Source organism: Streptomyces sp. NPDC029014, assembly GCF_055564695.1.
This window is the reverse complement of sequence record NZ_JBVHVT010000008.1, coordinates 83164-106765: the sequence shown is the minus strand read 5'-3', so window position 1 is coordinate 106765 and position 23602 is coordinate 83164. Positions and strand designations below refer to the sequence as shown.

General features: G+C 74.4%; 23 protein-coding genes. 12 read left to right on the top strand and 11 right to left on the bottom strand.

The genetic code is table 11. The features are described 5' to 3' along the window. Positions 1 to 5 precede the first annotated feature (5 nt). The 6 genes from ACZ4VL_RS06650 (at position 6) to ACZ4VL_RS06625 (ending at position 4575) form a co-directional block, all read left to right on the top strand. Positions 6 to 404 carry a YidH family protein gene (locus tag ACZ4VL_RS06650; RefSeq protein ID WP_468196635.1) on the top strand — a complete coding sequence of 133 codons (399 nt, stop codon included), beginning with the start codon at positions 6 to 8 and terminating at the stop codon, positions 402 to 404. 4 nt (positions 405 to 408) lie between these two features. Further along, the gene (locus ACZ4VL_RS06645; protein WP_468196633.1) at positions 409 to 735 is read left to right on the top strand and encodes a DUF202 domain-containing protein; all 327 of its coding nucleotides are present in this window, start codon (positions 409 to 411) and stop codon (positions 733 to 735) included. Between the two features lie 129 nt (positions 736 to 864). Continuing rightward, complete coding sequence (locus tag ACZ4VL_RS06640) at positions 865 to 1173, top strand: hypothetical protein (protein WP_468196631.1); 309 nt, start codon at positions 865 to 867, stop codon at positions 1171 to 1173. 77 nt (positions 1174 to 1250) lie between these two features. Next, positions 1251 to 2162, top strand: coding sequence for an MBL fold metallo-hydrolase (locus tag ACZ4VL_RS06635; protein WP_468196629.1), 912 nt, complete (start codon positions 1251 to 1253; stop codon positions 2160 to 2162). A gap of 140 nt (positions 2163 to 2302) precedes the next feature. After that, complete coding sequence (locus ACZ4VL_RS06630) at positions 2303 to 3343, top strand: phosphotransferase family protein (protein ID WP_468196626.1); 1041 nt, start codon at positions 2303 to 2305, stop codon at positions 3341 to 3343. 11 nt (positions 3344 to 3354) lie between these two features. Beyond that, complete coding sequence (locus ACZ4VL_RS06625) at positions 3355 to 4575, top strand: acyl-CoA dehydrogenase family protein (RefSeq protein ID WP_404241564.1); 1221 nt, start codon at positions 3355 to 3357, stop codon at positions 4573 to 4575. Between the two features lie 28 nt (positions 4576 to 4603). On the opposite strand, the gene ACZ4VL_RS06620 is transcribed toward ACZ4VL_RS06625, so the two are convergent. From ACZ4VL_RS06620 to ACZ4VL_RS06610, 3 genes are all read right to left on the bottom strand, one after another. Then, positions 4604 to 5209 carry a TetR/AcrR family transcriptional regulator gene (locus tag ACZ4VL_RS06620; protein WP_468196624.1) on the bottom strand — a complete coding sequence of 202 codons (606 nt, stop codon included), beginning with the start codon at positions 5207 to 5209 and terminating at the stop codon, positions 4604 to 4606. Positions 5210 to 5309: 100 nt separating this feature from the next. After that, on the bottom strand, positions 5310 to 6899 hold the full coding sequence (locus tag ACZ4VL_RS06615; protein ID WP_468196622.1) for an AMP-binding protein: 1590 nt from the start codon (positions 6897 to 6899) through the stop codon (positions 5310 to 5312). 149 nt (positions 6900 to 7048) lie between these two features. Further along, positions 7049 to 7825 (bottom strand): SDR family oxidoreductase, encoded by a 777-nt coding sequence (locus tag ACZ4VL_RS06610; protein WP_468196619.1) that lies wholly within the window; start codon positions 7823 to 7825, stop codon positions 7049 to 7051. A 125-nt stretch (positions 7826 to 7950) separates the two neighbouring features. On the opposite strand from ACZ4VL_RS06610, the gene ACZ4VL_RS06605 reads away from it, so the two are divergent. The 4 genes from ACZ4VL_RS06605 to ACZ4VL_RS06590 all read left to right on the top strand — a co-directional run bounded on the left by ACZ4VL_RS06605 (position 7951) and on the right by ACZ4VL_RS06590 (position 12454). Then, positions 7951 to 9234, top strand: a complete 1284-nt coding sequence (locus ACZ4VL_RS06605; protein WP_468196713.1) for an exo-beta-N-acetylmuramidase NamZ family protein — start codon at positions 7951 to 7953, stop codon at positions 9232 to 9234. Between the two features lie 128 nt (positions 9235 to 9362). Further along, the gene (locus tag ACZ4VL_RS06600; RefSeq protein WP_468196617.1) at positions 9363 to 10718 is read left to right on the top strand and encodes a serine-threonine protein kinase; all 1356 of its coding nucleotides are present in this window, start codon (positions 9363 to 9365) and stop codon (positions 10716 to 10718) included. Between the two features lie 153 nt (positions 10719 to 10871). Further along, positions 10872 to 11609, top strand: coding sequence for a hypothetical protein (locus ACZ4VL_RS06595; RefSeq protein ID WP_468196615.1), 738 nt, complete (start codon positions 10872 to 10874; stop codon positions 11607 to 11609). Further along, entirely contained in the window at positions 11606 to 12454 is an 849-nt protein-coding gene (locus ACZ4VL_RS06590) for a 3-keto-5-aminohexanoate cleavage protein (protein ID WP_468196613.1), read from the top strand. Before ACZ4VL_RS06595 ends, ACZ4VL_RS06590 begins: the two co-directional genes overlap by 4 nt. On the opposite strand, the gene soxR is transcribed toward ACZ4VL_RS06590, so the two are convergent. Next, entirely contained in the window at positions 12435 to 12878 is a 444-nt protein-coding gene (gene soxR / locus ACZ4VL_RS06585) for a redox-sensitive transcriptional activator SoxR (protein ID WP_404241570.1), read from the bottom strand. The two genes, ACZ4VL_RS06590 and soxR, sit on opposite strands and share 20 nt — an antisense overlap. Before the next feature lie 103 nt (positions 12879 to 12981). On the opposite strand from soxR, the gene ACZ4VL_RS06580 reads away from it, so the two are divergent. Beyond that, entirely contained in the window at positions 12982 to 13443 is a 462-nt protein-coding gene (locus tag ACZ4VL_RS06580) for a MaoC family dehydratase (RefSeq protein ID WP_468196609.1), read from the top strand. 13 nt (positions 13444 to 13456) lie between these two features. On the opposite strand, the gene ACZ4VL_RS06575 is transcribed toward ACZ4VL_RS06580, so the two are convergent. Both ACZ4VL_RS06575 and ACZ4VL_RS06570 read right to left on the bottom strand, forming a co-directional pair. After that, positions 13457 to 14089 carry a TetR/AcrR family transcriptional regulator gene (locus ACZ4VL_RS06575; RefSeq protein WP_468196607.1) on the bottom strand — a complete coding sequence of 211 codons (633 nt, stop codon included), beginning with the start codon at positions 14087 to 14089 and terminating at the stop codon, positions 13457 to 13459. Positions 14090 to 14207: 118 nt separating this feature from the next. Further along, positions 14208 to 15359, bottom strand: a complete 1152-nt coding sequence (locus ACZ4VL_RS06570; protein ID WP_468196605.1) for an acyl-CoA dehydrogenase family protein — start codon at positions 15357 to 15359, stop codon at positions 14208 to 14210. A gap of 105 nt (positions 15360 to 15464) precedes the next feature. Here ACZ4VL_RS06570 and ACZ4VL_RS06565 point away from each other — a divergent pair, with 105 nt between their 5' ends. Beyond that, positions 15465 to 16130, top strand: coding sequence for a TetR/AcrR family transcriptional regulator (locus ACZ4VL_RS06565; protein WP_468196603.1), 666 nt, complete (start codon positions 15465 to 15467; stop codon positions 16128 to 16130). 53 nt (positions 16131 to 16183) lie between these two features. Here the strand turns inward: ACZ4VL_RS06565 and ACZ4VL_RS06560 are convergent, their stop codons facing one another. From ACZ4VL_RS06560 to ACZ4VL_RS06540, 5 genes are all read right to left on the bottom strand, one after another. Continuing rightward, complete coding sequence (locus ACZ4VL_RS06560) at positions 16184 to 17263, bottom strand: Zn-dependent alcohol dehydrogenase (protein WP_468196601.1); 1080 nt, start codon at positions 17261 to 17263, stop codon at positions 16184 to 16186. Positions 17264 to 17347: 84 nt separating this feature from the next. Next, the gene (locus ACZ4VL_RS06555; RefSeq protein ID WP_468196599.1) at positions 17348 to 18760 is read right to left on the bottom strand and encodes an aldehyde dehydrogenase family protein; all 1413 of its coding nucleotides are present in this window, start codon (positions 18758 to 18760) and stop codon (positions 17348 to 17350) included. A gap of 100 nt (positions 18761 to 18860) precedes the next feature. Beyond that, positions 18861 to 20432 (bottom strand): CitMHS family transporter, encoded by a 1572-nt coding sequence (locus tag ACZ4VL_RS06550; RefSeq protein WP_468196597.1) that lies wholly within the window; start codon positions 20430 to 20432, stop codon positions 18861 to 18863. Positions 20433 to 20505: 73 nt separating this feature from the next. Then, complete coding sequence (locus ACZ4VL_RS06545; protein WP_468196594.1) at positions 20506 to 22815, bottom strand: molybdopterin-dependent oxidoreductase; 2310 nt, start codon at positions 22813 to 22815, stop codon at positions 20506 to 20508. A gap of 109 nt (positions 22816 to 22924) precedes the next feature. Beyond that, complete coding sequence (locus ACZ4VL_RS06540) at positions 22925 to 23545, bottom strand: TetR/AcrR family transcriptional regulator (RefSeq protein WP_468196711.1); 621 nt, start codon at positions 23543 to 23545, stop codon at positions 22925 to 22927. Positions 23546 to 23602 lie beyond the last annotated feature (57 nt).

The following is a 23602-nucleotide window of genomic DNA, read 5'->3' as shown; positions in this document are numbered from 1 at the left end:
GCCGGGTGATCGACTTCGGCAAGGACCTCCGGCTCTGGTTCGCTCCGCGGCGGCTGCAGGACGAGGGCGAGACGCCCGACTACCGCTTCTCCCTGGCCAACGAGCGGACCTTCCTGGCCTGGATCCGCACCTCCCTCGCCCTGGTGGCCGGTGGTTTCGCGGTGGACCAGTTCCTGCCGGACCTGCGCTGGGGCGTGCGCGTCGGGATGGCCCTGGCCCTGCTGGGGGTGGGCGCGGCCTGCGCGCTGCGGGCGGTGAACCACTGGGCGCGCTGCGAGCGGGCCATGCGGCGCGGCGAGGACCTGCCGTTGTCCCGGTTCCCGGTGCTGCTGGGCCTGGGGGTGGGGCTGGTCGCCGCGGCGATGGTGGTGGTCGTGCTGCTCGGCTGGACGGACAGGGGGTGACGCGGTGACGGGTCCGTCCGCGACCGCCGACGGCCGCGACGCGGGGCTCCAGCCGGAGCGGACCCGGCTGGCCTGGCGGCGTACGACGCTGGCCTGCTCGGTGGTGGCGGTGCTGGCGCTGCGGCAGGCGCTGCGCGGCTCGGGCGGCTCGACGGAGCTGGCCGGGGCCGCGGTGATCGCGCTCGTGTGGTTGCTGTTCCTGTGGGTCGCGCACCGGCGGATCCGGGAGCTGGCGGTGGTCCGGCCGGCGGCGCTCGGGCCGCGGGCCGCGTTGGCGGCGGTGGGGTGCGCGGTGGCGCTGGCGGTGTTCGCGGTGGCGGTCGTCCTCTGAGCTGTGGGCCGGTCACCCGCCGAGCAGCCGGGCGTTCATCGGCCGAACCGATCGTCGGATCGTGTGACCTGTCCCCGCCACCCGGTACGCAACGGGCAAACCGGGAGATAGCGCACTAGCCTCTGCGCCATGACGATCCTGCACCAGGAACACACCACGCACGAGCACGAGCACGACCACGCGCACGGCCCCGACTGCGGGCACATGCAGGTCGCGCACGGCGACCACGTGGACTACGCCCACGACGGCCACCTGCACCGCGAACACGACGGCCACTGGGACGAGTGCGAGACGACCGCCCACACCCGGCACGAGGGCCACGCGCACGCGCACGGCGAGGGCTGCGGCCACGACTCCGTCCGGCACGGCGACCACCTGGACTACCTGCACGACGGTCACCGGCACGCCGCTCACGACGGCCACTACGACGACCACTGACCCGCCCCCTCTCCCGCGGTAGCGGCCCGGGCTGGCAGGATGCCGATCACTGTCGCAGCAACCCGGGGAGAGCGCAGATGACCGCCGAGCAGCCCTACGTCGTCCAGCCCGCGGACGGGGTGTACGCCTACGTCCAGCCGGACGGCGGCTGGTGCCTCAACAACGCCGGCTTCGTCAGCGACGGCGGACGGACGCTGCTCGTCGACACCGCCGCCACCGAGCGCAGGGCGCTGGCCCTGCGCGAGGCGGTCGCCGCGGCCGGGGTGCCACTGCCGCGGACCGTCGTCAACACCCACCACCACGGCGACCACACGTACGGCAACGGCGTGTTCGCCCCGGAGGCCCTGATCGTCGGGCACGACAGCGCCCGCGCCGAGCAGCTCGCCGCCGGGCACCAGTTGGAGATGATCTGGCCGGCGACCGACTTCGGCGCGATCGACATCACCCCGCCCGACCTCACGTACAACGACCGGATGACCCTGCACCTCGGCGCCACCGAAGTGCAGGTCGTCCACCCGGGCGTGGCGCACACGACCGGGGACTCGATCGTCTGGTTGCCCCGGCAGCGGGTCGTCTTCACCGGCGACCTGATCTTCTCCGGGGGCACCCCGTTCCTGGCGATGGGCTCGCTGGCCGGTTCGCTGCGGGCGCTGGAGCTGCTGCGCTCCCTGGACGCGGAGACCGTCGTCCCGGGCCACGGGCCGCTGACCGACCCCTCGGCGTACGACTCCACCGAGCGCTACCTGCGGTACGTGGCCGAGCTCGCCCGGGAGGGCGAGGCCAAGGGGCTGGAGCCGCTTGAGGTGGCGCGGGCGGCGGACCTCGGGGAGTTCGCGGCCTGGCGGGAGAGCGAGCGGCTGGTGGCGAACCTGCACCGGGCGTACGCGGAGCTGGCGGGCCGACCGGAGGGCGCGCCGCTGGACATCGCGGCGGTGCTGCGGGACATGACGGTGATGAACGGCGGGCAGCCCATCCTCTGCCACGCCTGAGCCAGGGGCCCGGGACCCGGGCGCGGGACCCTGGGCGCGGGCTCCCGGCCCGTGTCCGGGGGCGCGCGCACTGGACGACATACCGACTGGTCGGCATGATGGCCTCCGTCACCGTCAACTTCCGTACGGAGGTGTGCACCATGACCTCAGCCCCCGCCCCGGCCGGCGACCCCCGGGGCCTCGACCTGGAGCGGCTGCGCGGCCATCTGGACCGCGTGCGCCCGGGGCTCCTGGCCGGGCCGCTGCGCGGCCGGCTGATCGAAGGCGGCCGGTCGAACCTCACGTACGAGATCACCGAGGGGGCCGCCCGCTGGGTGGTGCGCCGCCCGCCGCTCGGGCACGTCCTGGCCACGGCGCACGACATGCGCCGCGAGCACCGGGTCATCGAGGCACTGCACGGCACGGCCGTCCCGGTGCCCGAGCCCCTCCTGCTGTGCGAGGACGAGTCGGTGCTCGGGGCGCCGTTCTACGTCATGGAGTTCGTGGACGGGGTGCCGTACCGCACCGCCGGGAAGCTGGCCGCGCTGGGGCCCGAGCGCACCCGGCGGGTGGTGCTGGGCCTGGTGGACACCCTGGTCGAGCTGCACGCGGTGGACCCGCAGGAGGTCGGCCTCGGCGACTTCGGCCGACCCGAGGGCTTCCTGGACCGGCAGCTGCGCCGCTGGGCCAAGCAGCTCGCGGCCTCCCGCGGCCGGGACCTCGCCGGCATCGACGAGCTGCACGGGGCGCTCGGCCGGTCCCTGCCCCCCTCCCCCGCCGCCACGGTCGTGCACGGGGACTACCGGCTCGACAACGTACTGGTCGGCGGGCCGGAGGACACCGTCCGGGCGGTGCTGGACTGGGAGATGTCCACCCTCGGCGACCCGCTGACCGACCTCGGGCTGCTGGTGATGTACAGCTCCGACCTGGGGCTCACCGACTCGCCCGTCAGCACGACGAGCGCCGCGCCGGGCCACCCGGCGCCGGCCGAGCTGATCGAGCGGTACGCCGCCCGCTCCGGCCGGGACACCGGGGCGATCGCCTGGTACACGGCCTTCGCCTGGTTCAAGCTCGCCGTGATCCTGGAGGGCATCCACTACCGCTGGACCCTCGGGCAGACGGTGGGCGAGGGCTTCGACCGGATCGGCGAACTGGTCCCGGTCTTCATCGAGCACGGTCTGCACACCCTCCAGGAAGGCTGAGGCACCCCGCCATGGATTTCGCATTCGACGCCCGGACCGAGGAACTCCGCGAGCGGCTCCTCGCGTTCATGGAGGAGTACGTGTACCCGGCGGAGCCCGTCGCCGCCGAGCAGCGCGCGCGGCTGGCCTCGCCCTGGGACACCCCGGCCGTGTTCGCGGAGCTGAAGGCCGAGGCGCGCCGCCGCGGCCTGTGGAACCTCTTCCTGCCCGACGCGCGCTACGGCGCCGGCCTGACCAACCTGCAGTACGCCCCGCTCGCCGAGATCACCGGCCGCAGCCCGCACCTGGCCCCGACGGCGACGAACTGCGCCGCCCCGGACACCGGGAACATGGAGCTGCTCGCCCAGTTCGGCAGCGAGCAGCAGCGCAAGCAGTGGCTGGAGCCGCTGCTGGAGGGGGAGGTCCGTTCCGCGTTCGCGATGACGGAGCCCGAGGTGGCCTCCTCGGACGCCACCAACATCGAGACCCGGATCGAGCGCTCCGCGAGCGGGGACGCGTACGTGGTGACCGGGCGCAAGTGGTTCATCTCGGGCGCGATGAACCCGGACTGCCGGGTGTTCATCGTGATGGGCAAGACCGACCCGGACGGGGCGGATCCGCGCCGCCAGCAGTCGATGGTCCTGGTGCCTCGCGACACCCCGGGTGTCGAGGTCCGCCGGGCGATGACCGTGTACGGGTACGAGGACCACGACCACGGCGGACACGCCGAGGTGGTCTTCGACGGGGCGCGGGTGCCGGCCGCGAACCTGATCGGCGAGGAGGGCGGGGGCTTCGCGATCGCCCAGGCCCGGCTGGGCCCCGGCCGGATCCACCACTGCATGCGGCTGATCGGCATGGCGGAGCGGGCGATCGAGCTGATGTGCCGGCGTGCGGTGGGACGTACGGCCTTCGGCAAGGAGCTGGCCGCGCAGGGCGTCGTGCAGAACTGGATCGCGGACGCCCGGGTCACGGTGGAGCAGCTGCGGCTGCTGGTGCTGAAGACGGCCTGGCTGATGGACACGGTCGGCAACCGCGGGGCGCACACCGAGATCCAGGCCATCAAGATCGCCACCCCGCGGGCCGTGGTGCGCATCCTGGACGACGCGGTGCAGCTGCACGGTGCGGGCGGGGTGAGCCAGGACTTCCCGCTCGCCGAGCTGTGGGCGGCGGCGCGGACGCTGCGGCTCGCGGACGGGCCGGACGAGGTGCACCAGCGCTCGCTGGCGCACCGGGAGCTGAAGCGGTACCGCTGACCCGGCGGGGCCGGCTCGTAGGGCCGTCCTACGGGCGGAGGGCGCGCAGCAGGAGGTCGGCGAGGTGGTCGGCGACCTGCTGCGGGGTGAGCGGGCCGTCCGCCCTGTACCAGGTGGACAGGTGGTGGACGGAGCCGAAGTGGTAGTCCACCACCAGGTCGGCGGGGGTGGCGGTGGAGAACACGCCGCTGCGCTGGCCCTCTTCGATCAGGGCGCGGAAGCGTTCGTGGTAGCGCCGCCGCTCCGCCCGCACCAGCTTGTACTTCTCCGGGCTGAGCTGGTGCATCGACCGGAAGAAGATCATCGCGTCGTCGAGGTTCTCGATGGTGGTGACCACGACATCGGCCGCGGCGGCGCGCAGCCGCTCCTCGACGGGGGCGTCGGAATCGGCCACCGCGTCGAGGCGCTGCTGCTGGAGGCGCAGCATCCGCGCGTACACCTCGTGCAGCAGGTCGTCCTTGGAACCGAAGTAGTGGTAGAGGGCGCCCTTGGTGACCCCGGCCGCCTCGACGATCTCCTGGACGGAGGTGCGGTCGTAGCCGCGCTCGGCGAAGAGGCGCGTGGCCACGGCCAGCAGCCGCTGCGGCACCGGGGTCTCGTGGGTGCCCTCGGGCTCCGTCGTCCTGGCAGCCATGGCGCTGGCCCTCCCTTTCTGTTCCGCGGCCGGTGCGGCCTCCGTGGCCGGTGCGGCCCGTGTGGCCGGTGCGGCCGACTGTACGACCGTCCGACTGTTTTCAGCCACGGTCGCGCAGTTCTCGTCGCAGGATCTTGCCACTCGTCGTCTTCGGCAGGACGGGCAGGACCTCCACCTGGCGCGGGTACTTGTACGCGGCCATGCGGGCGGCGCAGTGCGCGGCGAGCTCCGCGGGCCCGACCGAGAAGCCGGGACGCAGGCTCACGTACGCCTTCACGGTCTCCCCGCGGTACGGGTCGGGGACGCCGACGACGGCGGCCTCGCGGACGGCGGGATGGGTGTAGAGGACGTCCTCGACCTCGCGCGGCCAGACCTTGAAGCCGGCGGCGTTGATCATGTCCTTCTTGCGGTCGACGACGTAGAGCCAGCCGTCCCGGTCCATGAACCCGACGTCCCCGGTGCGCAGTTCGCCCTCCGGGAAAGCGCGGTCCGTCTGCTCCGGCAGGCCCCAGTAGCCGGACGCGACCTGCGGGCCGCGGACGGCGATCTCCCCGGTCTCGCCGAGGGGCACCTCGGCGCCCCGGTCGTCGAGGATCCGGACGGCGGTGTCGGCGCCGGGCAGGCCGACCGCCAGGGTGCCGGAGGCCTGGTCGACGGGCGCTTCGAGGTGCGCGGGGACGGAGGCGACGGCGGCGGTGGACTCGGTGAGGCCGTATCCGTTGCGCAGGTGGAGGCCGTAGGCGGTGCGCAGTCGTGCGACCAGCGCCGGCGGGAGGGGGGCGCCGCCGGACGAGGTCACCCGGAACGAGGCGAAGTGGTCCGGGGTGGCGGCGGGATGGGCGGCCAGGGCCATGAAGGCGGTGGCGGGGCCGATGGTGTAGGCGGGCCGGTGTTCGAGGAAGGCGTCGAGGACGGTGCCCGCGTCGAAGCGGTGGGCGAGGACGAGGGTGCCGGCGTTGAGGAAGCAGGCGGCGAGTTCGCAGACCATGCCGGTGATGTGGAAGAGCGGCGCGAGGGCGAAGTAGCCCGAGCCCTCGGCGATCGGGTGGCCGCTGACCTGCCGCCGGGCGTTGTGGGTGAGCGCGCCGTGCGGGTTCATAGCCCCCTTGGGGGTGCCGCTGGTGCCGGAGGTGTAGCTGATGAGCGCGGTGTCGGTGGCGGTGAGCCCGGGGTCGGGCGGGGCCGGGTGGCCCCCGTGGGCGACAGCGGCGAAGTCGGCGGCGTCGGGGGCCTGTGGCTGCCGCCCGGGCCGCAGGACGCGTACGTCGTCGCGGGTCTGGAAGTCCAGCTCGGAGGCGGTCAGCGTGGTCCGCACGGCGGTCCCGGCGGCGGCGCCGCGCAGGTGCGCCGACCAGGCGCGGTCGTCGCAGATCAGCGCGGCGGCACCGGAGTCGCGCAGGACGTGCCGGGCCTCGGCCTCCTTGTACATGGGGTTGAGGGGGACGACGACGGCCCCGGCCTTCCAGGCGGCGAGGACGGCCAGCGCGAAGTGCGGGGTGTTCTGCAGCAGGACGGCCACCCGGTCGCCGTGGCCGATGCCGTGCGCGGCGAGGTGTCCGGCGACCGAGTCGGAGAGCGCGTCCGCCCGCGCGTAGCTGGTGCGGCCGTCGAAGTAGGCGAGCGCGGTCCGCCCGGGGGCGCGGGCGACGGCCGCCCGGAAGGCGTGCAGCACGCTCGGCGGGGCGTCCACGGGGGCGCGTTGGGCCGGGCTGAGGAGGTTCAGCCACGGCTTGGCCGCGTACGGGGAGTCCGGGACCGGAGGCGGGGACGGGGACGGGGAGGGGGACGCGGGTGAGGGCGAGGGTGGGGGCGGGGGTGGCGCCGGGCTCGACGGCGGGGTCACCTGCTCTCCCACTTCTGCTGGAGGTGGTTCATGCCGTTCAGCCAGCGATCGGGGTCGGTGGCGCGCGCGATGTGGAAGTCCGCCACCTCGGGGTGCGGGAGGATCAAGAACCGGCCCTTCTCCATACCGTCGAACAGTGCGTCCGCCACCGCCTCCGGCTCGACCGCGGTCGGTGCGAGGACGAGTTCGCCCGCGGAGCCCGCGGCCGTCAGCATGTCGGTGCGGACCCCTTGCGGGCAGATGGCGTGGACCCGGATGCCGCGGTGGCGGTAGGTCAGCGAGAGCCACTCCGCGAAGGCGAGCGCACCGTGCTTGGTGACACTGTACGGGGCCGCTCCGATCATGGTGAGCAGCCCGGCGGCCGAGACGGTGGACACGAAGCGTCCGCTTCCGCGCTCCAGCCAGTGCGGGAGCAGCAGGCGGACGGCCCGGACGTGCGCCATGACGTTGGTGTCCCAGGCCGCCTCCCACACGGCCTCATCGACGAACGCGTCGCCACCGGAGGCGAGTCCCGCGTTCGCGCAGTAGACGTCCACCTCGCCGCCGAGGGCCTCGCGGGCCTCGGCGGCGACGGTGGAGGCGTCGCCGGGGAGCGCGATCGCACGGGCGCCGATCGTGCCGGCCACCGCGGCGGCCTTGGCCGCGTCGAGGTCGTTGACGACGACGGTCGCGCCCTCGGCGGCGAAGCGGCGGGCGAGGGCGGCACCGATGCCGCCGCCCGCGCCGGTGACGACGACTCGCTGGTCCTGGTACGGGCGTGCGCTCGCGCTCACGGGATCACCTTCCTGAGGATGTCGGTGTGTTCGGTGCCGCCGGCGCCGGACGCCCGGCAGACTAACCGGTCGGTATGTCGGGTAGGAAGAGGGCCGGGGCCTAGCGTGGCGGGATGACGCTGAGGCTGTCGCTGTCGCGACGGGGGCTGATGGGACTGGCGGGGAAGGCGAGCGCGGCCGGCGCCCTGGGGGCTGCGGGGGCACTCGGGGCCGGACGGGCGACCGCGGCGGGCGCACCACGCACGGCGCACGCGGCGGACCGGGTGCGCACGGGCTTCGAGGTGATGGCCGCGGACGGGTACGCCGTACTCGACGGACAGCGGGTCGGGGTGGTCACCAACCCCACCGGGATCACCGCCGACGCCCGCCACCTGGTCGACGTCCTGCACGCCGACGCGCGGGTCCGCCTGGTCGCGGTGTTCGGGCCCGAGCACGGCTTCCGCGGAACGGCGCAGGCCGGCGGCTCGGAGGGGGCCGGCCGGGATCCGGCGACGGGGCTGGCGGTGTACGACACGTACGGCAAGAGCGGGCAGCAGCTGGCGGACGTGTTCACGGCGGCCGGCGTCGACACCGTGGTCTTCGACATCCAGGACGTGGGGGCGCGCTTCTACACCTACATCTGGACCCTCTACGACTGCATGCGGGCGGCCGCGCTGGCCGGCAAGGCCGTCGTCGTGCTGGACCGGCCCAACCCGATGGGCGGGCGTCGGGCCGCCGGACCCGTGCTGGAGCGGGCGTACGCGAGCTTCGTCGGCCGGGAGCCGATCGCGCTGGCGCACGGGATGACGGCGGCCGAGCTGGCTCTGCTGTTCAACGGGGAGTTCCTGACGGCGGCTCCGGTCCGCCTGCAGACCGTACCGATGACCGGTTGGCGGCGGGACTGCTTCTTCGACGGGACCCGACTGCCGTGGGTGCCGCCCAGCCCGAACATGCCGACCCCGGACACGGCGCTCGCGTACGCCGGCACCTGCCTGTTCGAGGGCACCAACCTGTCGGAGGGGCGCGGGACGGCGACGCCCTTCGAGGTGCTGGGCGCGGAGGGCATCGACCGGCGGTGGGCGGAGGCGGCCGACGCGCTGGGGCTGCCGGGCGTGTGGTTCCGGGAGGCGTACTTCACGCCGACCTTCTCCAAACACGTCGGGAAGGTGTGCGGCGGGGTCCGGCTGATCGTGCACGACCGGGAGGCCTTCGATCCGGTCCGGGCGGGGATCGGGCTGCTGGTGACGGCGCGCCGGACGTGGAGCGGCTTCGCCTGGCGGTCGGACCACTGGATCGACCGGCTGACCGGCTCGGACCGGGTCCGGCGGCTGGTGGACGCGGAGGCGGGCGTCGAGGAGATCGCGGCCGACTGGGCGGCGGGGCTGGAGCGGTTCACGGAGGTGCGGGAGCGGTACCTGCTGTACCCCTAGGCGCTGCCACGGGGGGGCGCCGCATCCGGTGGGCGCAAGGGTCTGGCCGGGTGGGGGCCGCAGCAGGATGCTGTACGCCACGGCACGGCGGGCACGGCACCGGTGGGCGCGGCGCGGAGGGGGAACCCATGGCGGCGAGAACGGTCGGAACAGCGGGTGCGGTCGGAACGGCGGGTGCGGTCGGGATCGGGGTCGGCCCTTATGCAGAGCTGAACTTCGACGCCGAGGGCGACGCGGACGGGGCCGCCCTGCGGGCGGTGGCGGCCCTGGAGGCCACGGACCTCCTGGTCTTCGCGCACGGCTGGAACAGCGAACGGTCCACTTCGACCCGCCTGTACGACCGGTTCTTCGCCCCCTTCCCGGGGCTGGTGGGGCCGGGGGTGCGGCTGGGGTACGTGGGTGTCGTCTGGCCCTCGATCCGGTTCTCCGACGAGCCCGTTCCGGACTTCGACTCCCCCGCGGCGCTCGCCGAGCCCGGCGACGGGACGGCCCTGGACCCCGCCACCCGGGAAGCGCTCGGGGCGTTCTGGCCGGGGCGGGGTGCGGAGCTGGACCGCATCGCCGAACTGCTGCGGGAGCGTCCCGGCGAGGCGGAGGCCCTCACCGAGTTCGGCACGCTGGTACGGGAGCTGGCCGGTGCGGGTGCGGGTGCCGGTTCCGGTGCCGGTTCCGGCTCACGGGAGGTTCCCGCCATATTCGCCGAGGACGTGCGCTCGGCGTGTCGTGCGCTCGCCGCCGGGTTCGCCGAGGCGGGCGGCCCCGCGGGGGAGGACCATGCGGCCGAGGACCCCGCCGGGCCCGGGTTCGCCCTCGGCGACGTCCCGCGCGGGCTGTGGCGCGGCGCCAAGGAACTGCTGCGGCAGGCCACGTACTACCAGATGAAGAAGCGCGCCGGGGTCGTCGGCGAGCGCGGCCTCGGTCCCTTCCTCGCGGAGCTGGCCGGGCGGCGGCCGGGCCTGCGCGTCCATCTGATCGGCCACAGCTTCGGGGCCCGGCTGGTGTCCTTCGCGCTGCGCGCGGTGCCGGCCGGCGCCGGGTACGTGAAGTCCGTGACGCTGCTCCAAGGAGCCTTCTCGCACTACGCGTTCACCGACCGGCTCCCGCACGACCGCGACCGCGGCGGCGCCCTGCGCGGCCTGCAGCACCGGGTCGACGGGCCGGTCGTGGCGTGCCATTCCGCACACGACTCGGCGCTCGGGGTCTTCTACCCGCTGGCCTCCCGGATGGCAGGGGATTCGGCCGGTCTGCTCGGCTTCGACGAGCGTTGGGGCGCGGTCGGGTACGACGGGGTGCAGGCGGTGCCGGACGTACCGCGGCTGACCCTGGACCAGGCGCTGCGCGACGGCGTCCCGGCGGCCGGTTGCGTCAGCGTGGACACCGCGTCCGTGGTGCGCCGAGGCGGTCCGCCCGCGGGGGCGCACAGTGACATCTGCCACCCGGAGCTGGCCCGGGTCGTGGTGTCCGCGGGGCGCATGGGGCGCTGAGTTCCGGCCATGTGCCACCCGTACGCCTCGACCGCCCCCGCATGCGCCCGCACCCGACCGGGCATGTTGGGCACATCTCACGGTGCGTCGTCGTGCGACCGAGCGCGGCGCCGCGGTGTGGACTTGGGCGCGCGAGGCGGAGGTGAAGGTGTGATGGCAGGTTTCCGGAGTCTGGCCTACCAGGTGCGGGATGCGCGCAACGACCGTGCCCTGCGGCGCCATTCGCTGCGCCGCTGCCTGGAGCGGTTCGCACCGTACGGGCACCGGGCGACGTGGTGGCACCTGTGCGACCGGCACGGGATCGCCCCCGAGGACCGGGGGGCGGACCCGCAGCGGCTGGTGGCCGCGCTGGAGGAGCTGGAGGAGGCGCGGGCGGTCTGGCTCGACTACGAGCGGCAGTTCGCGGAGCGGCGACGGCGCGAGAAGCACCACGGGCTGCGCCGGCCGGAGTGGGCGTGGAACGGCAGCGGCGACGCCGTGGTCCGCTGCGCCGACCCGGGGGTGCGGCCGGACGGCACCCTGGCCGACGTGCTGCGCCGGCTGGTCACGGCCCTGGAATCGGAGCCGGGGACGGGCTGCCCGGTCTGCGGTGAGCAGGAGCTGCACTGGCCCGCACCGGTGCCGGGACCCAGACGGGGGCCCGGGCCGGGACGCGCGGCGGGACACGGAACCGGTTCGGGGCGTGCCGCGGGATCCGGGGCCGGGCAGCGACAGCAGCGGGCCGGGAGCCGGGCGGGGCACGGACCGTGGGAGGGAGCGTGGGCCTGGGACGGCCCGCTCTGCGCGGGCTGCGGGATCGTGGTGCCCAGGCCGGCGCTCGCGGACTCGGCCTGGGAGTCCCCGGAGGACGGGATGCGGCCGTCGGTGTCGGCTTCGGCCGGGGCTGCGTGAGCCTGCGCTTGCAGGTGTCGCTGAACGGCGCGCGCGGCGCCGCCGAGGGCGCCGCCGTGCCACTGTCGCCCGGGGACCTGGCGGAGTCGACGCTCGGGGCGGTCGCCGCCGGGGCCGTGGAGGTGCTGGTGCACCCGCGGACGCCGTGCGGGCGGGAGAGCCTGTCGCCGCGGGTGGTGGGGCCGCTGCTGGAGGCGTTGCGGGGCGCGGGGGTCTCCGTACCGCTGTCGGTGTGCGCGAGCATCGCCGCCGAGCCCGATCCGGCCGGGCGGCTGGAGCGGGTCCGGTCCTGGACGGTGCTCCCGGACCGGGCCGCCGTGCACTTCGCGGAGCCGGGGGCGGCGGAGCTGGCCCGGCTGCTGCTGGCCCGGGGTGTGGCGGTGGACGCGGTGGTCGCGCTGTCCGGCGCGCCGGAGGAGGGCGCGACGGGCTGCGCGATCGGGGCGGCGGGGTTCGGGTCGCTGGCGCGGTTCCTCGCCTCGCGGGCTCCGGAACCGGCGGGCCGCGCACGGGTCCGGCCCGCGGTGGAGCTGGCGGTGGTGCCCGCGGCGGCCGATCCGGCCGTGGTGGCGGGCCTGGTGGCCGCGCTGCGCCGGCCGGTGGTGGGGCCGCTGCTGGTGTACGGGCGGGAGACCGCGGCCTGGCCGGCCCTGCGGCTGGCCGTGCGCTGCGGCGCGGATGCGCGGATCGGCCTGGGCGACGTACTGCGGTTGCCCGACGGGCGGCCGGCCGGCTCGAACGCCGCGCTGGTGGCGGCGGCGCACGAGGTGGCCGGGGCGGTGCGGGGACGACCGGTGGTGACGGCGCTTTCCGGTGGTGAGGGTGCTACAGCCGGGAGCCGGTGAGCCGTTCGCCGAAGACGTCGTCCGGGTTGGACAGGGCGCAGGTCTTCAGGGACAGGCAGCCGCAGCCGATGCAGTCGGTGAGGTGGTCGCGCAGCCGCTCCAGCTGCGTGATGCGCTGTTCGAGCTCGCTGCGCCACATGTCGGAGAGCCGGGCCCAGTCCTCCTTGGTGGGGGTGCGCTCCTCGGGCAGTTCGGCGAGGGCGTCGCGGATCGCGGCGAGGGGGATCCCGACGCGCTGCGCTGCGCGTACGAAGGCCACCCGGCGCAGCGCGTCGCGGCTGTAGCGGCGCTGGTTGCCGGCGGTGCGGCGGCTGCTGATCAGGCCCTTGGTCTCGTAGAAGTGGAGCGCGGAGACGGCCGCGCCGCTGCGCGCGGACAGCTGGCCGACGGTGAGTTCGTGGACTTTCTCGGGAATCTGCGGCACGAGGCCGAGGGTAGTCGGCCCACCCGGGATCCGTTGACATATACATGCGGCCCCCGCATGCTGAGCAAGCGCTTATTCGCCTGGTAGAGGAAGAGGGCAGGGCATGGCCGAGCCGAAGGTCTTCACGTCCGCCGAGGAACTGCGCGCCGGCATCGGCCGGACGCTGGGCCCCAGCGGATGGCTGGAGGTGGACCAGAAGCGGATCGACCTGTTCGCCGACGCCACGGGCGACCACCAGTGGATCCACGTGGACCCCGAGCGGGCCGCCTCCGGACCCTTCGGCTCCACGATCGCGCACGGCTATCTGACGCTGTCGCTGCTGCCGAGCCTCGTCCCGCAGGTCATGCGGGTCGAGGGCATGCGGATGGGCATCAACTACGGGACGGACAAGGTCCGCTTCCCGGCGCCGGTCCCGGTCGGCTCGCGACTGCGGGCCACCGCCGTGATCACCGACGTCACGGAGGCGGGTGGCGGCGTACAGGTCGCGGCGACGGTCACGATCGAGCGCGAGGGCGGCGACAAGCCGGTGTGCGTGGCCCAGTCGGTGTCGCGGTACTACTTCTGACCGGGCGCCGCGACTACTCCTGACCGGGCGTCGCGCCCACCATGCGCAGGACGAGGCCGGCATAGAGCTCGCCGACCTCCTCCGGCGTGCGCCGGCCGGCGGTGTTGAACCAGCGGGCCACGTCGATGCACAGGGACAGCACGGCGAGCGTGGTGCCGGGGACGTCCGGGACCTGGAACTCCCCCGCCGCGACACCGTCGGTGAGGATGCGGCGCACGACGGCGTCGCTCTGCCTGCGCAGCGCCACGATCTCGGAGCGGTGCTCCGGTGCCAGGGCCTCCAGCTCGTACTGGACCACGCGGGCGGTGGTGTGGTGCGCCGCGTGCCACAGCACGAAGGACCGTACGGCCGCCCCGAGCCGGTCGGCCGCGGAGCCCGGGCCGGAGGCGGCGGTCTCCAGGATGTCGAGGGCCTTGTCGTGGCCGATCCGGCTGATCCGGTGGAGCAGCTCTTCCTTGGTCTTGTAGTGGATGTAGAGCGCGGCCGGGCTCATGCCCGCCCGTCCGGCGATGTCACGGGTGGTCGTGGCGTGGTACCCGCGCTCGGCGAACGCCTCGACGGCGGCGATCAGCAGCCGCCGCGCGGCGTCGGGGGTGACCTCCGACCAGGGCCGGTAGCCGCCCGTCGTCTCCGCCGCGCTGTCCATCGCTCGCCCACCTTCTCGTCACCGTCGGAAGGAATACCTTACCGGAGGGTGAGCAAGCGCTTAGCGCCTTGCGGGAACGCGGGCATGGCATGGCGGGGCGGGGCGGGCCGGGCCGGCCTCAGAAGGCGGAGACGCCGGTGCGGGCGCGGCCGATCAGCAGCTTCTGTATCTGGCTGGTGCCCTCGTACAGGGTCATCACGCGGGCGTCGCGCAGCAGCTTGCCCGCCGGGTACTCGTCGATGTAGCCGTAACCGCCGTGCACCTGGAGGGCGTTGCTCGCGGCGCGGACGGCGGCCTCGGAGGCGAACAGCTTGGCGGTGGACGCCTCCGTGGCGAAGGGCTTCCCGCGGTCGATCAGGTCGGCCACCCGCCAGGTCAGCAGGCGGGCCGCGTCCACGTCCACCGAGATGTCGGCGATCAGCTCCTGGACGAGCTGGTGGTGGGCGATGGGCCGGCCGAACTGCTCGCGCCCGGCCGCGTACGAGACGGCCGCGTCCAGCGCCGCCTGCGCGATGCCCACGCACCCGGCGGCGACCGACATCCGCCCCTTGGCGAGGGCGGACATGGCCACCGAGAAGCCCTTGCCCTCCGGGCCGAGCATCGCGGAGGCCGGTACGCGGACCCGGTCGAGGACGAGTTCGGCGGTGGCCTGGCCGCGCAGGCCGAGCTTGCCGTGGATCTCGTGGCGGGTGAAGCCGGGGGCGTCGGTGGGGACGAGGAAGGTGGAGATCCCGCGGTGCCCGGGCTGCTCGCCGGTGCGGGCGAAGACGAGGGCGAGGTCGGCCCAGGTGCCGTTGGTGATGAATATCTTGGTGCCGGTCAGGACGTACACGTCCCCCTCGCGCTCGGCGCGGGTGGTCAGGGCGGCGGCGTCGGAGCCGGTGCCGGGCTCGGTGAGACCGAAGCAGCCGAGCGCCTCGCCGGAGCAGAGGCGGGGCAGCCAGGCGCGCTTCTGCTCCTCGGTCCCCCAGGCGGCGAGGGTCTTGGCGACCAGGCCGAGGGAGACGGAGACGATGCCGCGCACGGCGGAGTCGCCGCGGCCGAGCTCCTCGGTGACGAGCGCGTAGGCGAGGTGGTCGCCGCCGGAGCCGCCGTACTCCTCGGGGACGGTGAGGCCGAGGAAGCCGAGGTCGCCGAGCTTCTTCACGACGGCCCGGTCCACGCTCTCGGCGCGGTCCCAGTCGGCGGCGTACGGGGCCACCTCGCGCTCGGTGAACTCGCGGGCGAGGCGGCGCACCGCGGTCTGCTCCTCGCTGAGTTCAAGGTTCACCGGGCACCTCCGGGGAGTGGGCGGGCGGCTGCACGGGGGCGGCAGGTCCCGACGGCTTTAACTAGCAGCGGTAGTTTCGGGTGGGCAGGCCCTACTATGTGGCGCATGGCCAGACCGCGCAAGCCCCTGCTCAGCCGAGACCTCATCGTCGAGGCGGCGGGCGCGCTGGTGGACGCGGAAGGGCTGGAGGCGGTCTCGACGCGGCGGCTGGCGGCCGCGCTGGGGGTCAGCGGCCCCTCCCTCTACAACCACTTCCGCACCAAGGACGAGATCCTGGACGCGGTGGCGGACGCGGTGAGCGCACGGGTCGACCTGTCGGTGTTCGATGACGTGGCGGGGGGCGGCCGGGACTGGCGGGAGGCACTGCGCGCCTGGGCGCACTCCTACCGGGACGCGCTGGCCGACCACCCCAACATCGTGCCGGTGCTGGCGCGCGGCCCGGGGCGGCGCCCGGCGGGACTGCGGCTGGCGGACGCGGTGTTCGGGGCGATGACGGCAGCCGGATGGCCGCCGGCGCAGGCGACCCGGATCGGCGCGCTGATGCGGTACTTCATCCTGGGCTCGGCGGTGGGGTCCTTCGCCCGGGGCTTCGTGGACGACGAGGCCGCCTACGACCCGGCGGACTATCCGCACCTGGGCCGGGCCCATCTGCTGGCCGAGCGGCAGCGCGAGGTGGACGAGGGCGCGTTCGAAACGGGCCTGACCGCCCTGCTGGACGGCCTGGCGCTGCAGTTCGAGGCCCTGGCCGTGGCCGCGCGGCAGGACGACTGACGCGCGACCGGGCCAGAACGCTGGCGGGCCGGTGGGCCGGTGGGCCGGTGGGTCTAGAACACGACGAGGGAGCGGCCGCCCTTGCCGGCCAGCATCGCGTCGAAGGCACCGGGGATGCCGTCGAGGGCGATCCGGTCGGTGACCATCGAACCCAGGTCCAGGCGGCCGGCGCGGACGTGCTCGGCCAGCACGGGCAGGTCGCGGGCCGGGTCGCTGTTCCCGTAGACGCAGCCGGTGAGCGTGCGGGCGAAGTGGAACATCTCCAGGGCGTGGAAGGCGACCTGCTGCTCCTTGCCGCCGATACCGACGACGGTGGTGCGGCCGCCGCGGCGGGTGCACTCCCAGGCCCCGCGGATGGACTCGGCCCGGCCGACGCACTCCACTGCGACGTCCGCGCCCTGCCCGCCGGTGAGCCCGCGGATCTCCTTGGCGGTGGTGTCGGAGGCGAGGACGAAGGCGGTGGCTCCGGCCGCGCGGGCCAGCTCTTCCTTGGCCGGGGAGACGTCCACGGCCACGATCGGGCCCGCCCCGGCGATCCGCGCGGCCTGCAGGGCGGCGAGGCCGACCCCGCCCACCCCGAAGACGGCGACGGACTCGCCGGAGCGCACCCGGGCGCTGTGGTGGACGGCGCCGTATCCGGTGAGCACCGCACAGCCGAGCAGGGCGGCCTCGGCGAGCGGGATGCCGGCGGGCGCGGGCAGCACGCAGTTGGCCGCGACGACGGTCTCCTCGGCGAACGCGGCCACGTTGAGCCCCGGGTGCAGCGGCGTGCCGTCGGCGTCGTGGGCGTGGACGGCGCCGACCCCGGTGAGGGCCTTCGCGCAGAGCCAGACCTCGCCGATGGAGCAGTGGTGGCACTTCCCGCAGGACGGGGACCAGTTGAGCACCACGCCGTCGCCGGGAGCGACATGGGTGACCCCCTCCCCCACGGCGAGGACCGTGCCCGCCCCCTCGTGGCCGAGGACGGCGGGGACGGGGACCTTCATGGTGCCGTTGGTGAGGGAGAGGTCCGAGTGGCAGACCCCTGCTGCGGCGAGCCTCACCCGGACCTGCCCCGGGCCGGGATCGGGCAGCACGATCTCCCGTATCTCCAGCGGGGCTCCGACGGCGGGCAGGATGGCGGCGCGGACCATGGTCGATTCCGTCTCTCGGACTCGGGGGCGGGGCGGTGCAGGACGGGGGGCGGGGCGGGGCCGGCGGCGGGCCGCGCGGGCGGGTCAGAACTGCAGCGACTTGGTCTGGAGGTACTCCGCCAGACCGTGCGGGCCGAGCTCCCGCCCGACGCCCGACTGCTTGTAGCCGCCGAAGGGCGCGAGCCGGTTGAAGCGGCCGCCGTTGATGTCCACCTGTCCGGTGTCCATGCGCCGCGCGAAGGCCACCGCGGTCTCCTCGTCGGCCGCCCAGACGGCGCCGCCGAGACCGTACACCGTGCCGTTGGCGATGCGCAGGGCGTCGTCCTGGTCCTCGTACGGGAGGATCGACAGCACGGGGCCGAAGATCTCCTCCTGGGCGATGGTCATCTCGGGCGTGACGTCGGCGAAGACGGTCGGGGCGATGTAGTAGCCGCGCTCGTGCGGGGCGTCCGGGCCGCCGGCGACGAGGCGGGCGCCCTCCTCGACGCCCTTGGTGATGTATCCGCGCACGCGGTCGCGCTGCGTGGCGTTGACCACCGGGCCGAGGCGGGTGCCCGGCTGCTGGGGGTCGCCGCAGGGGTACGTGGCGACGGCTGCGGCCGCGAGCGAGACCGCGTCCTCGTACTGGTCGCGGTGGACGAGCATGCGCGTGAGCGCGTTGCAGCTCTGGCCGGAGTTGTTCATGACGTGGCCCACGCCCGCCGCGACGGCCTTGGCCAGGTCGGCCCCGGGCAGGATGACGTTGGCCGACTTGCCGCCGAGTTCGAGGGCGACGCGCTTGACGGCGGCACCGGCCACGGCGCCGATCTGCTTACCGACCGCGGTGGAGCCGGTGAAGGAGACCATGTCGACCCCTTCGTGTGCGGCCAGCGCCTGCCCGGCGACCGGACCGGTCCCGGTCACCAGGTTGAACACCCCGGCCGGGATGCCCGCCTGGTGCACGGCTTCGGCGAAGAGCTGTGCGGTCAGCGGGGTGTCCTCGGCCGGCTTGAGGACGAGGGTGCAGCCGGCGGCAAGAGCAGGCGCCACCTTGGCAACGATCTGGTGCAGGGGGTAGTTCCAGGGCGTGATGGCCCCGACCACTCCGACCGGCTCCAGCAGCACGGTCGAGTTCCCGATCCGCTCCTCGAAGGCGTACGAGGCCCCCAGTTCGGCGAAGGAGGAGGCGACGGCGATCGGCGCCCCGACGTGGACCGTCTCGGAGAAGCCGACCGGCGCGCCGAGCTCCGCGGTGATGATCTCGGTGAACTCGGCCTTGCGGGCGACCATGACGTCGCGCACGGCCCCGACCAGGGCCGCGCGCTCGGCCGGGGGCGTGGCCGCCCAGCCTGGCAGGGCCGCGCGGGCCGCGCGTACGGCCGCGTCCACGTCGACGGCGGTGCCGGCCGGGACCCCGCCGATGCTCTGCTCGTCGGCGGGGTTGACGACCTCGATCCGGTCGCGACCGGCGGCGGGCCGCCATTCGCCGGCGATGTACATCCCGTCGTGGGCCTTCATGGCATTCCTCCCGAGCACGCACGAGCGCGTAGACCTGACCCCGTGCGGACAGCCTACAAACGAGCGGCGGTAGTTTTCGGGGCGCCCGCCTCGGGCCCGGTCAGATGATGCCGAAAAGCATCCCCGCCGCGAGGACGACGAGGGAGGTGAGCGCCGCCCACTTCACGGTGAAGCGGGTGTGGTCGCCGAACTCGACCCCGGCCATGCCGACGAGGACGTAGACGGCCGGAACCAGCGGGCTGGACATGTGCAGGGCCTGGCCGACGAGGGATGCGCGGGCGATCTCCAGCGGGGAGACGCCGTGGGCGGCGCCGGCCTCGGCGAGCACGGGCAGGACGCCGAAGTAGAAGCCGTCGTTGGACATGAAGTAGGTGAGCGGCAGGCTGAGCAGGCCGGTGACCAGGGCCATGTGCGGGCCCATGCCTTCGGGGACGGCGTCGACGAGCCAGTCGGCCATGTGCTTGACCATGCCGGTACCGCTGAGGACGCCGGTGAAGACGGCGGCCGCGAAGACCATGCCGGCGACGTTCAGGACGTTGTCCGCGTGGGCGGCGAGCCGGGCCTTCTGGTCGGGCATGTGCGGGAAGTTGACGGTGAGGGCGAGGGCGGCACCGAGGAGGAACAGCACCGGGATGGGCAGCAGCTCCGTGATCATCGCGGCGAGGAGGGCGATGGTGAGGCCGGCGTTGAACCAGTAGAGGCGGGGGCGGAGGGTCGGGCGGAGGGGGTCGAGCCCCTGGAAGCCGCCGTCCTGCGGCCCGTCGGCGGCCGTGACGCCGGAATCGGACCCGGAAGCAGACCCAGGCGCGGGCGCGGGGGCGGGCGCGGGGGCGGGCGCGGGTACGGGGGCGGGCGCGGGCGCGGGCGCGGGGGCGGGCGCGGGTACGGGGGCGGACCCGGAGCCCGAACCGGCGTCGGCACCGGCACCGCCGTGGGCACGGGTGTCGGCACCGGCGCCGGCACCGGCGTCGACGGATCCCTTGCCGGCGGTGACCAGCTGCTGCACGGGCTCGGCTGCGCCGCCGTCGGCCCCGTCGGCGTCGGCGGGGAGCGCCAGGGTGCCGACCCGGCGGCGTTCCTTCAGGCCGAGGACGTATGCGAGGGCGAACACGCACAGCAGGCCGACCGCCAGGGCGGGAATCATCGGTACGAAGATGTCGGCGGCGTCGAGCTTGAGGGCCGTGGCGGCGCGTGCCGTGGGGCCGCCCCAGGGCAGCGTGTTCATGACGCCGTTGGCGGTGGCGGCGACGCCCGTCATGACCACGAGGCTGAGACCGAGCCGCTTGTAGAGCGGGTACATGGCGGAGACGGTGATCATGAAGGTGGTCGAGCCGTCGCCGTCGAGGGAGACGATCGCGGCGAGGACCGCCGTCCCGACCACGACGCGCATGGGGTCGGCCTTGCAGAAGCGCAGGATGCCGCGCACGATCGGGTCGAACAGGCCGACGTCGATCATCAGTCCGAAGTAGACGATGGCGAACATCAGCATGGCGGCGGTCGGCGCGAGTTTGCCGACGCCGTCGATGACGTAGTCGCCGAGGTGGGCGCCCTTGCCTGCGAACACGCAGAAGAGCGCGGGGATGAGGACGAGCGCCGCGATGGGCGACATTTTCTTCATCATGATCAGGACCAGGAAGGTGGCGATCATGGCGAAGCCGAGGAAGGTCAGCATGCAGGGAACGTAGGGGTCGCCTCCGGAGCCCAACAAGACGTCCGCGTGTGAGCAATACGAGCAAAACCCCAGCTCAGGGCAGGGGTGTGAGTTCGACGGGGAACCCGTTGAGGACGGCCGTGCCGGACAGCGGGTCGAGCAGGGTGCCGTCGAGGAGCTGGTTGACGTTGGCGCCGGGCGCTGCGGCGGCCACCGACAGGCGGGCGCCGTCGCGGTCGTGGCCCCAGCCGTGCGGGAGGCTCACCACGCCGGTGCGGACGGTGTCGGTCACCTCGACGGGGACCTCCAGGCTGCCGCCGCCGCCGGTGATCCGGGCGCGGCCGCCCTCGGTGAGCCCGATCCGGGCGGCGTCCAGGGGGTTCACCTGGAGGGTGCAGCGGTTGGAACCTCCGGTGAGGGCCGGGACGTTGTGCAACCAGCTGTTGTTCGACCGCAGGTGGCGGCGGCCCACGAGCACCAGGGCGGCGGGGCGTTCGACGAGCGCCGCGCGCAGCCGGGGCAGCTCGGCCGCGATCGGGTCGGGGAGCAGCTCGATCCTGCCGCTGCGCGTCCTCAGTACGCCCGGGAGCCGGGGCCGCAGCGGGCCCAGGTCGATGCCGTGCGGGTGCGCGAGCAGTCGCTCCAGGCCCAGCCCGTCCGGGCCGGTCCCCTCGCCGTCCGGTTGCCCGTCGCCCGGCACCTCGCCCCGGACGGCCGGGGTCGCGCCCTCTCCCCGGGCGCCGAAGAGGTCGCCGTACGGTCCGAGTCGGAGCATCAGGTCGAGCCGGCGCTCGGGGCCGCTCTCCCCGACGAGCAGTCCGGCGAGGCGCGCCGGGTCCTGGCCGTGGAGCGGCGAGTGCGGGTCGGCGGTCTCCTTGGCGAGCGTGGCCAGGACGACCGGCTCGTCGACCGCGGCTGCGGCGTCGGGGACGGCGGCGCCGTGCAGTCCTGCGACGGCGAGGACGAGGCGGGCGTGGATCTCGCACTCGTCGAGCAGTCCTGCCTCCAGCGGGACGGCGGGGCGGGTGTAGCGGGCCTGGTTGCGGATGGCGAAGCCGTTGAAGGCGAAGTCGTGGTGCGCGCTCTGGGAGGGCGGCGGTGGCGGCAGCACGACGTGGGCGTGGCGGGAGGTCTCGTTCAGGTACGGGTCGACGCTGACCATGAAGTCGAGCCCGGCCAGGGCCGCGTCGAGGCGCCGCCCGTCGGGGGCGGACAGCACCGGGTTCGCGGCGATGGCGATCAGGGCCCGGATCCTGCCCTCCCCCGGCGTCTCGATCTCCTCGGCCAGGGCGGCGACGGGCAGTTCGGACTTGGCCTCGGGGTGGCCGCTGACCCGGCTGTGCCAGCGGCCCACGGCGAAGCCCTTGCCGGGTCCCGCGGGGCGCGGCCGCGGGCCGGCGGCCGGGAGCGGGAAGAGGGCCCCGCCCGGCCGGTCCAGGTTGCCGGTCAGGATGTTGAGTACGTCGACGAGCCAGCTGGCGAGGGTGCCGTACGCGACGGTGCAGCTGCCCATCCGCCCGTACACGGCGGCGGTGGGTGCGGCCGCCAGATCGCGGGCGAGGGTGCGGATCTCGGTGGCCGTGAGGTCGCAGGCGGGGGCGACGGCCTCAGGAGTGAAACTCCCGAGGGCGTCGGCGAGTTCCCCGAGGCCGAGGAGGTGTTCCCCGAGGGCGCCGGGGGCGGCCAGCCGCTCGGCGAGCAGCGTGTGCGCCAGGGCTGCCAACAGCAGGGCGTCGCTGCCGGGGCGGGGGGCGAGGTGGCGGTCGGCGAGGCGGGCGGTGCGGGTGCGGCGCGGGTCGACGACGACGAGGCTGCCGCCGCGGGCGCGCAGCGCCTTGAGCCGGCCCGGGAAGTCGGGGGCGGTGCACAGGGAGCCGTTGGACTCGACGGGGTTGGCTCCGATCAGGAGCAGGAAGTCGGTGCGGTCGAGGTCGGGGACCGGGATCGCGAACGGGTCGCCGAAGAGGAGTCCGCTGGAGACGTGCTTGGGCATCTGGTCGAGGGTGCTGGCGGTGAAGAGGTTGCGCGTGCCGAGGGACTTGAGGAGGAGCGGCGGGTAGAGGGCGCCGGCCATGGTGTGGACGTTCGGGTTGCCGAGGACGACGCCCACGGACCCTGCCCCGTGCTCCTGCACGAGGGCCGGGAGGGTGGTGGCGACGGCCTCGAAGGCCTCGTCCCAGCCGGCCTCGCGGAGCCGTCCGCCGCGGCGGACGAGGGGGGTGCGCAGTCGGTCGGGATCGGAGTCGAGCGCGCCGAAGGCCGCTCCCTTGGGGCAGATGAAGCCGCGGCTGAAGACGTCGTCGCGGTCCCCGCGGGCGCCGGTGACGGTGGTGCCGTCGATGGTGAGGGACAGGCCGCAGGTGGCCTCGCAGAGGGGGCAGATGCGCAGGGCGGTGCGGGGCATGGGCCCTCCAGGGGCGTCAGGCTGTGGCACGGGCACGCGGGCGGGACGAGCATACCGACCGGTTGGCACGGTGGGGAGGTGCGCGCGGACCGGAAGTCACGCCGGACGGTCAGTCGAGGGCGCGGGCCAGGTAGGCGTGCATCATGGTGCGGATTTCCGTCACGATCGCCGGATCGCCCGCCGGGTCCGTGCGGAAGGCCAGCTTGGTCAGCGCGTCGGTGGCCTCGACGGCGACGAGGACGGCCCGCTCCAGGTCCGGGTCCGGGCTGAGGCCCAGGTGGGCACCGAGGAGTTCGGTGAGGCGTACGGCGACGAGCCGGTTGGGGTCGGCGGCGGGGCCCTCCTCGGGCGGGACGGGCACCCCGAAGTCGACGAGCGCGAAACCGGGGACGCTGCGCTTCATGGCCAGGTACTCGTCCAGTACGGCGTCGACGACCGGCCGCCAGTCATCGGCGGGGAGGTCGGCGAGGCGCTCCGCGATGGCCTCGGTGTAGCGGTCCAGGTTGCGGTGGGCGAGGGCGATGGCCATGGCCCGCTTGTTGCCGAAGAAGCGGTAGACCGAGCCGATCGGCACGCCGGCGCGCAGGGCCACGGTCCGGGTGCTGAGGTTCTCGTAGCCGGTCTCGTCCAGGAGGTCGGCGCAGGCGTCGAGGATCCGGGCGAGCCGTTCGGCGCTGCGCTGCTGGACCGGCGTACGGCGCAAGGGGTGGGTGGGCGGCACGGGGTCCATCATGCCGCTCCGGGCGCGCGGTTTCAGCCGTCGTTCCGGGCGCGGTGTCGGGTGCGG

Bases quoted from the DNA above. Each gene is read 5' to 3' on its own strand.
- ACZ4VL_RS06620 (WP_468196624.1), bottom strand. From the start codon at position 5,209: ATGGCTGCCAGGACGACGGAGCCCGAGGGCACCCACGAGACCCCGGTG.
- ACZ4VL_RS06555 (WP_468196599.1), bottom strand. From the start codon at position 18,760: ATGAAGGCCCACGACGGGATGTACATCGCCGGCGAATGGCGGCCCGCC.
- ACZ4VL_RS06575 (WP_468196607.1), bottom strand. From the start codon at position 14,089: ATGGACAGCGCGGCGGAGACGACGGGCGGCTACCGGCCCTGGTCGGAG.
- ACZ4VL_RS06640 (WP_468196631.1), top strand. From the start codon at position 865: ATGACGATCCTGCACCAGGAACACACCACGCACGAGCACGAGCACGAC.
- ACZ4VL_RS06545 (WP_468196594.1), bottom strand. From the start codon at position 22,815: ATGCCCCGCACCGCCCTGCGCATCTGCCCCCTCTGCGAGGCCACCTGC.
- ACZ4VL_RS06600 (WP_468196617.1), top strand. From the start codon at position 9,363: ATGGCGGCGAGAACGGTCGGAACAGCGGGTGCGGTCGGAACGGCGGGT.
- ACZ4VL_RS06595 (WP_468196615.1), top strand. From the start codon at position 10,872: ATGGCAGGTTTCCGGAGTCTGGCCTACCAGGTGCGGGATGCGCGCAAC.
- ACZ4VL_RS06550 (WP_468196597.1), bottom strand. From the start codon at position 20,432: ATGCTGACCTTCCTCGGCTTCGCCATGATCGCCACCTTCCTGGTCCTG.
- ACZ4VL_RS06635 (WP_468196629.1), top strand. From the start codon at position 1,251: ATGACCGCCGAGCAGCCCTACGTCGTCCAGCCCGCGGACGGGGTGTAC.
- ACZ4VL_RS06565 (WP_468196603.1), top strand. From the start codon at position 15,465: ATGGCCAGACCGCGCAAGCCCCTGCTCAGCCGAGACCTCATCGTCGAG.
- ACZ4VL_RS06540 (WP_468196711.1), bottom strand. From the start codon at position 23,545: ATGGACCCCGTGCCGCCCACCCACCCCTTGCGCCGTACGCCGGTCCAG.
- ACZ4VL_RS06630 (WP_468196626.1), top strand. From the start codon at position 2,303: ATGACCTCAGCCCCCGCCCCGGCCGGCGACCCCCGGGGCCTCGACCTG.
- ACZ4VL_RS06560 (WP_468196601.1), bottom strand. From the start codon at position 17,263: ATGGTCCGCGCCGCCATCCTGCCCGCCGTCGGAGCCCCGCTGGAGATA.
- ACZ4VL_RS06580 (WP_468196609.1), top strand. From the start codon at position 12,982: ATGGCCGAGCCGAAGGTCTTCACGTCCGCCGAGGAACTGCGCGCCGGC.
- ACZ4VL_RS06625 (WP_404241564.1), top strand. From the start codon at position 3,355: ATGGATTTCGCATTCGACGCCCGGACCGAGGAACTCCGCGAGCGGCTC.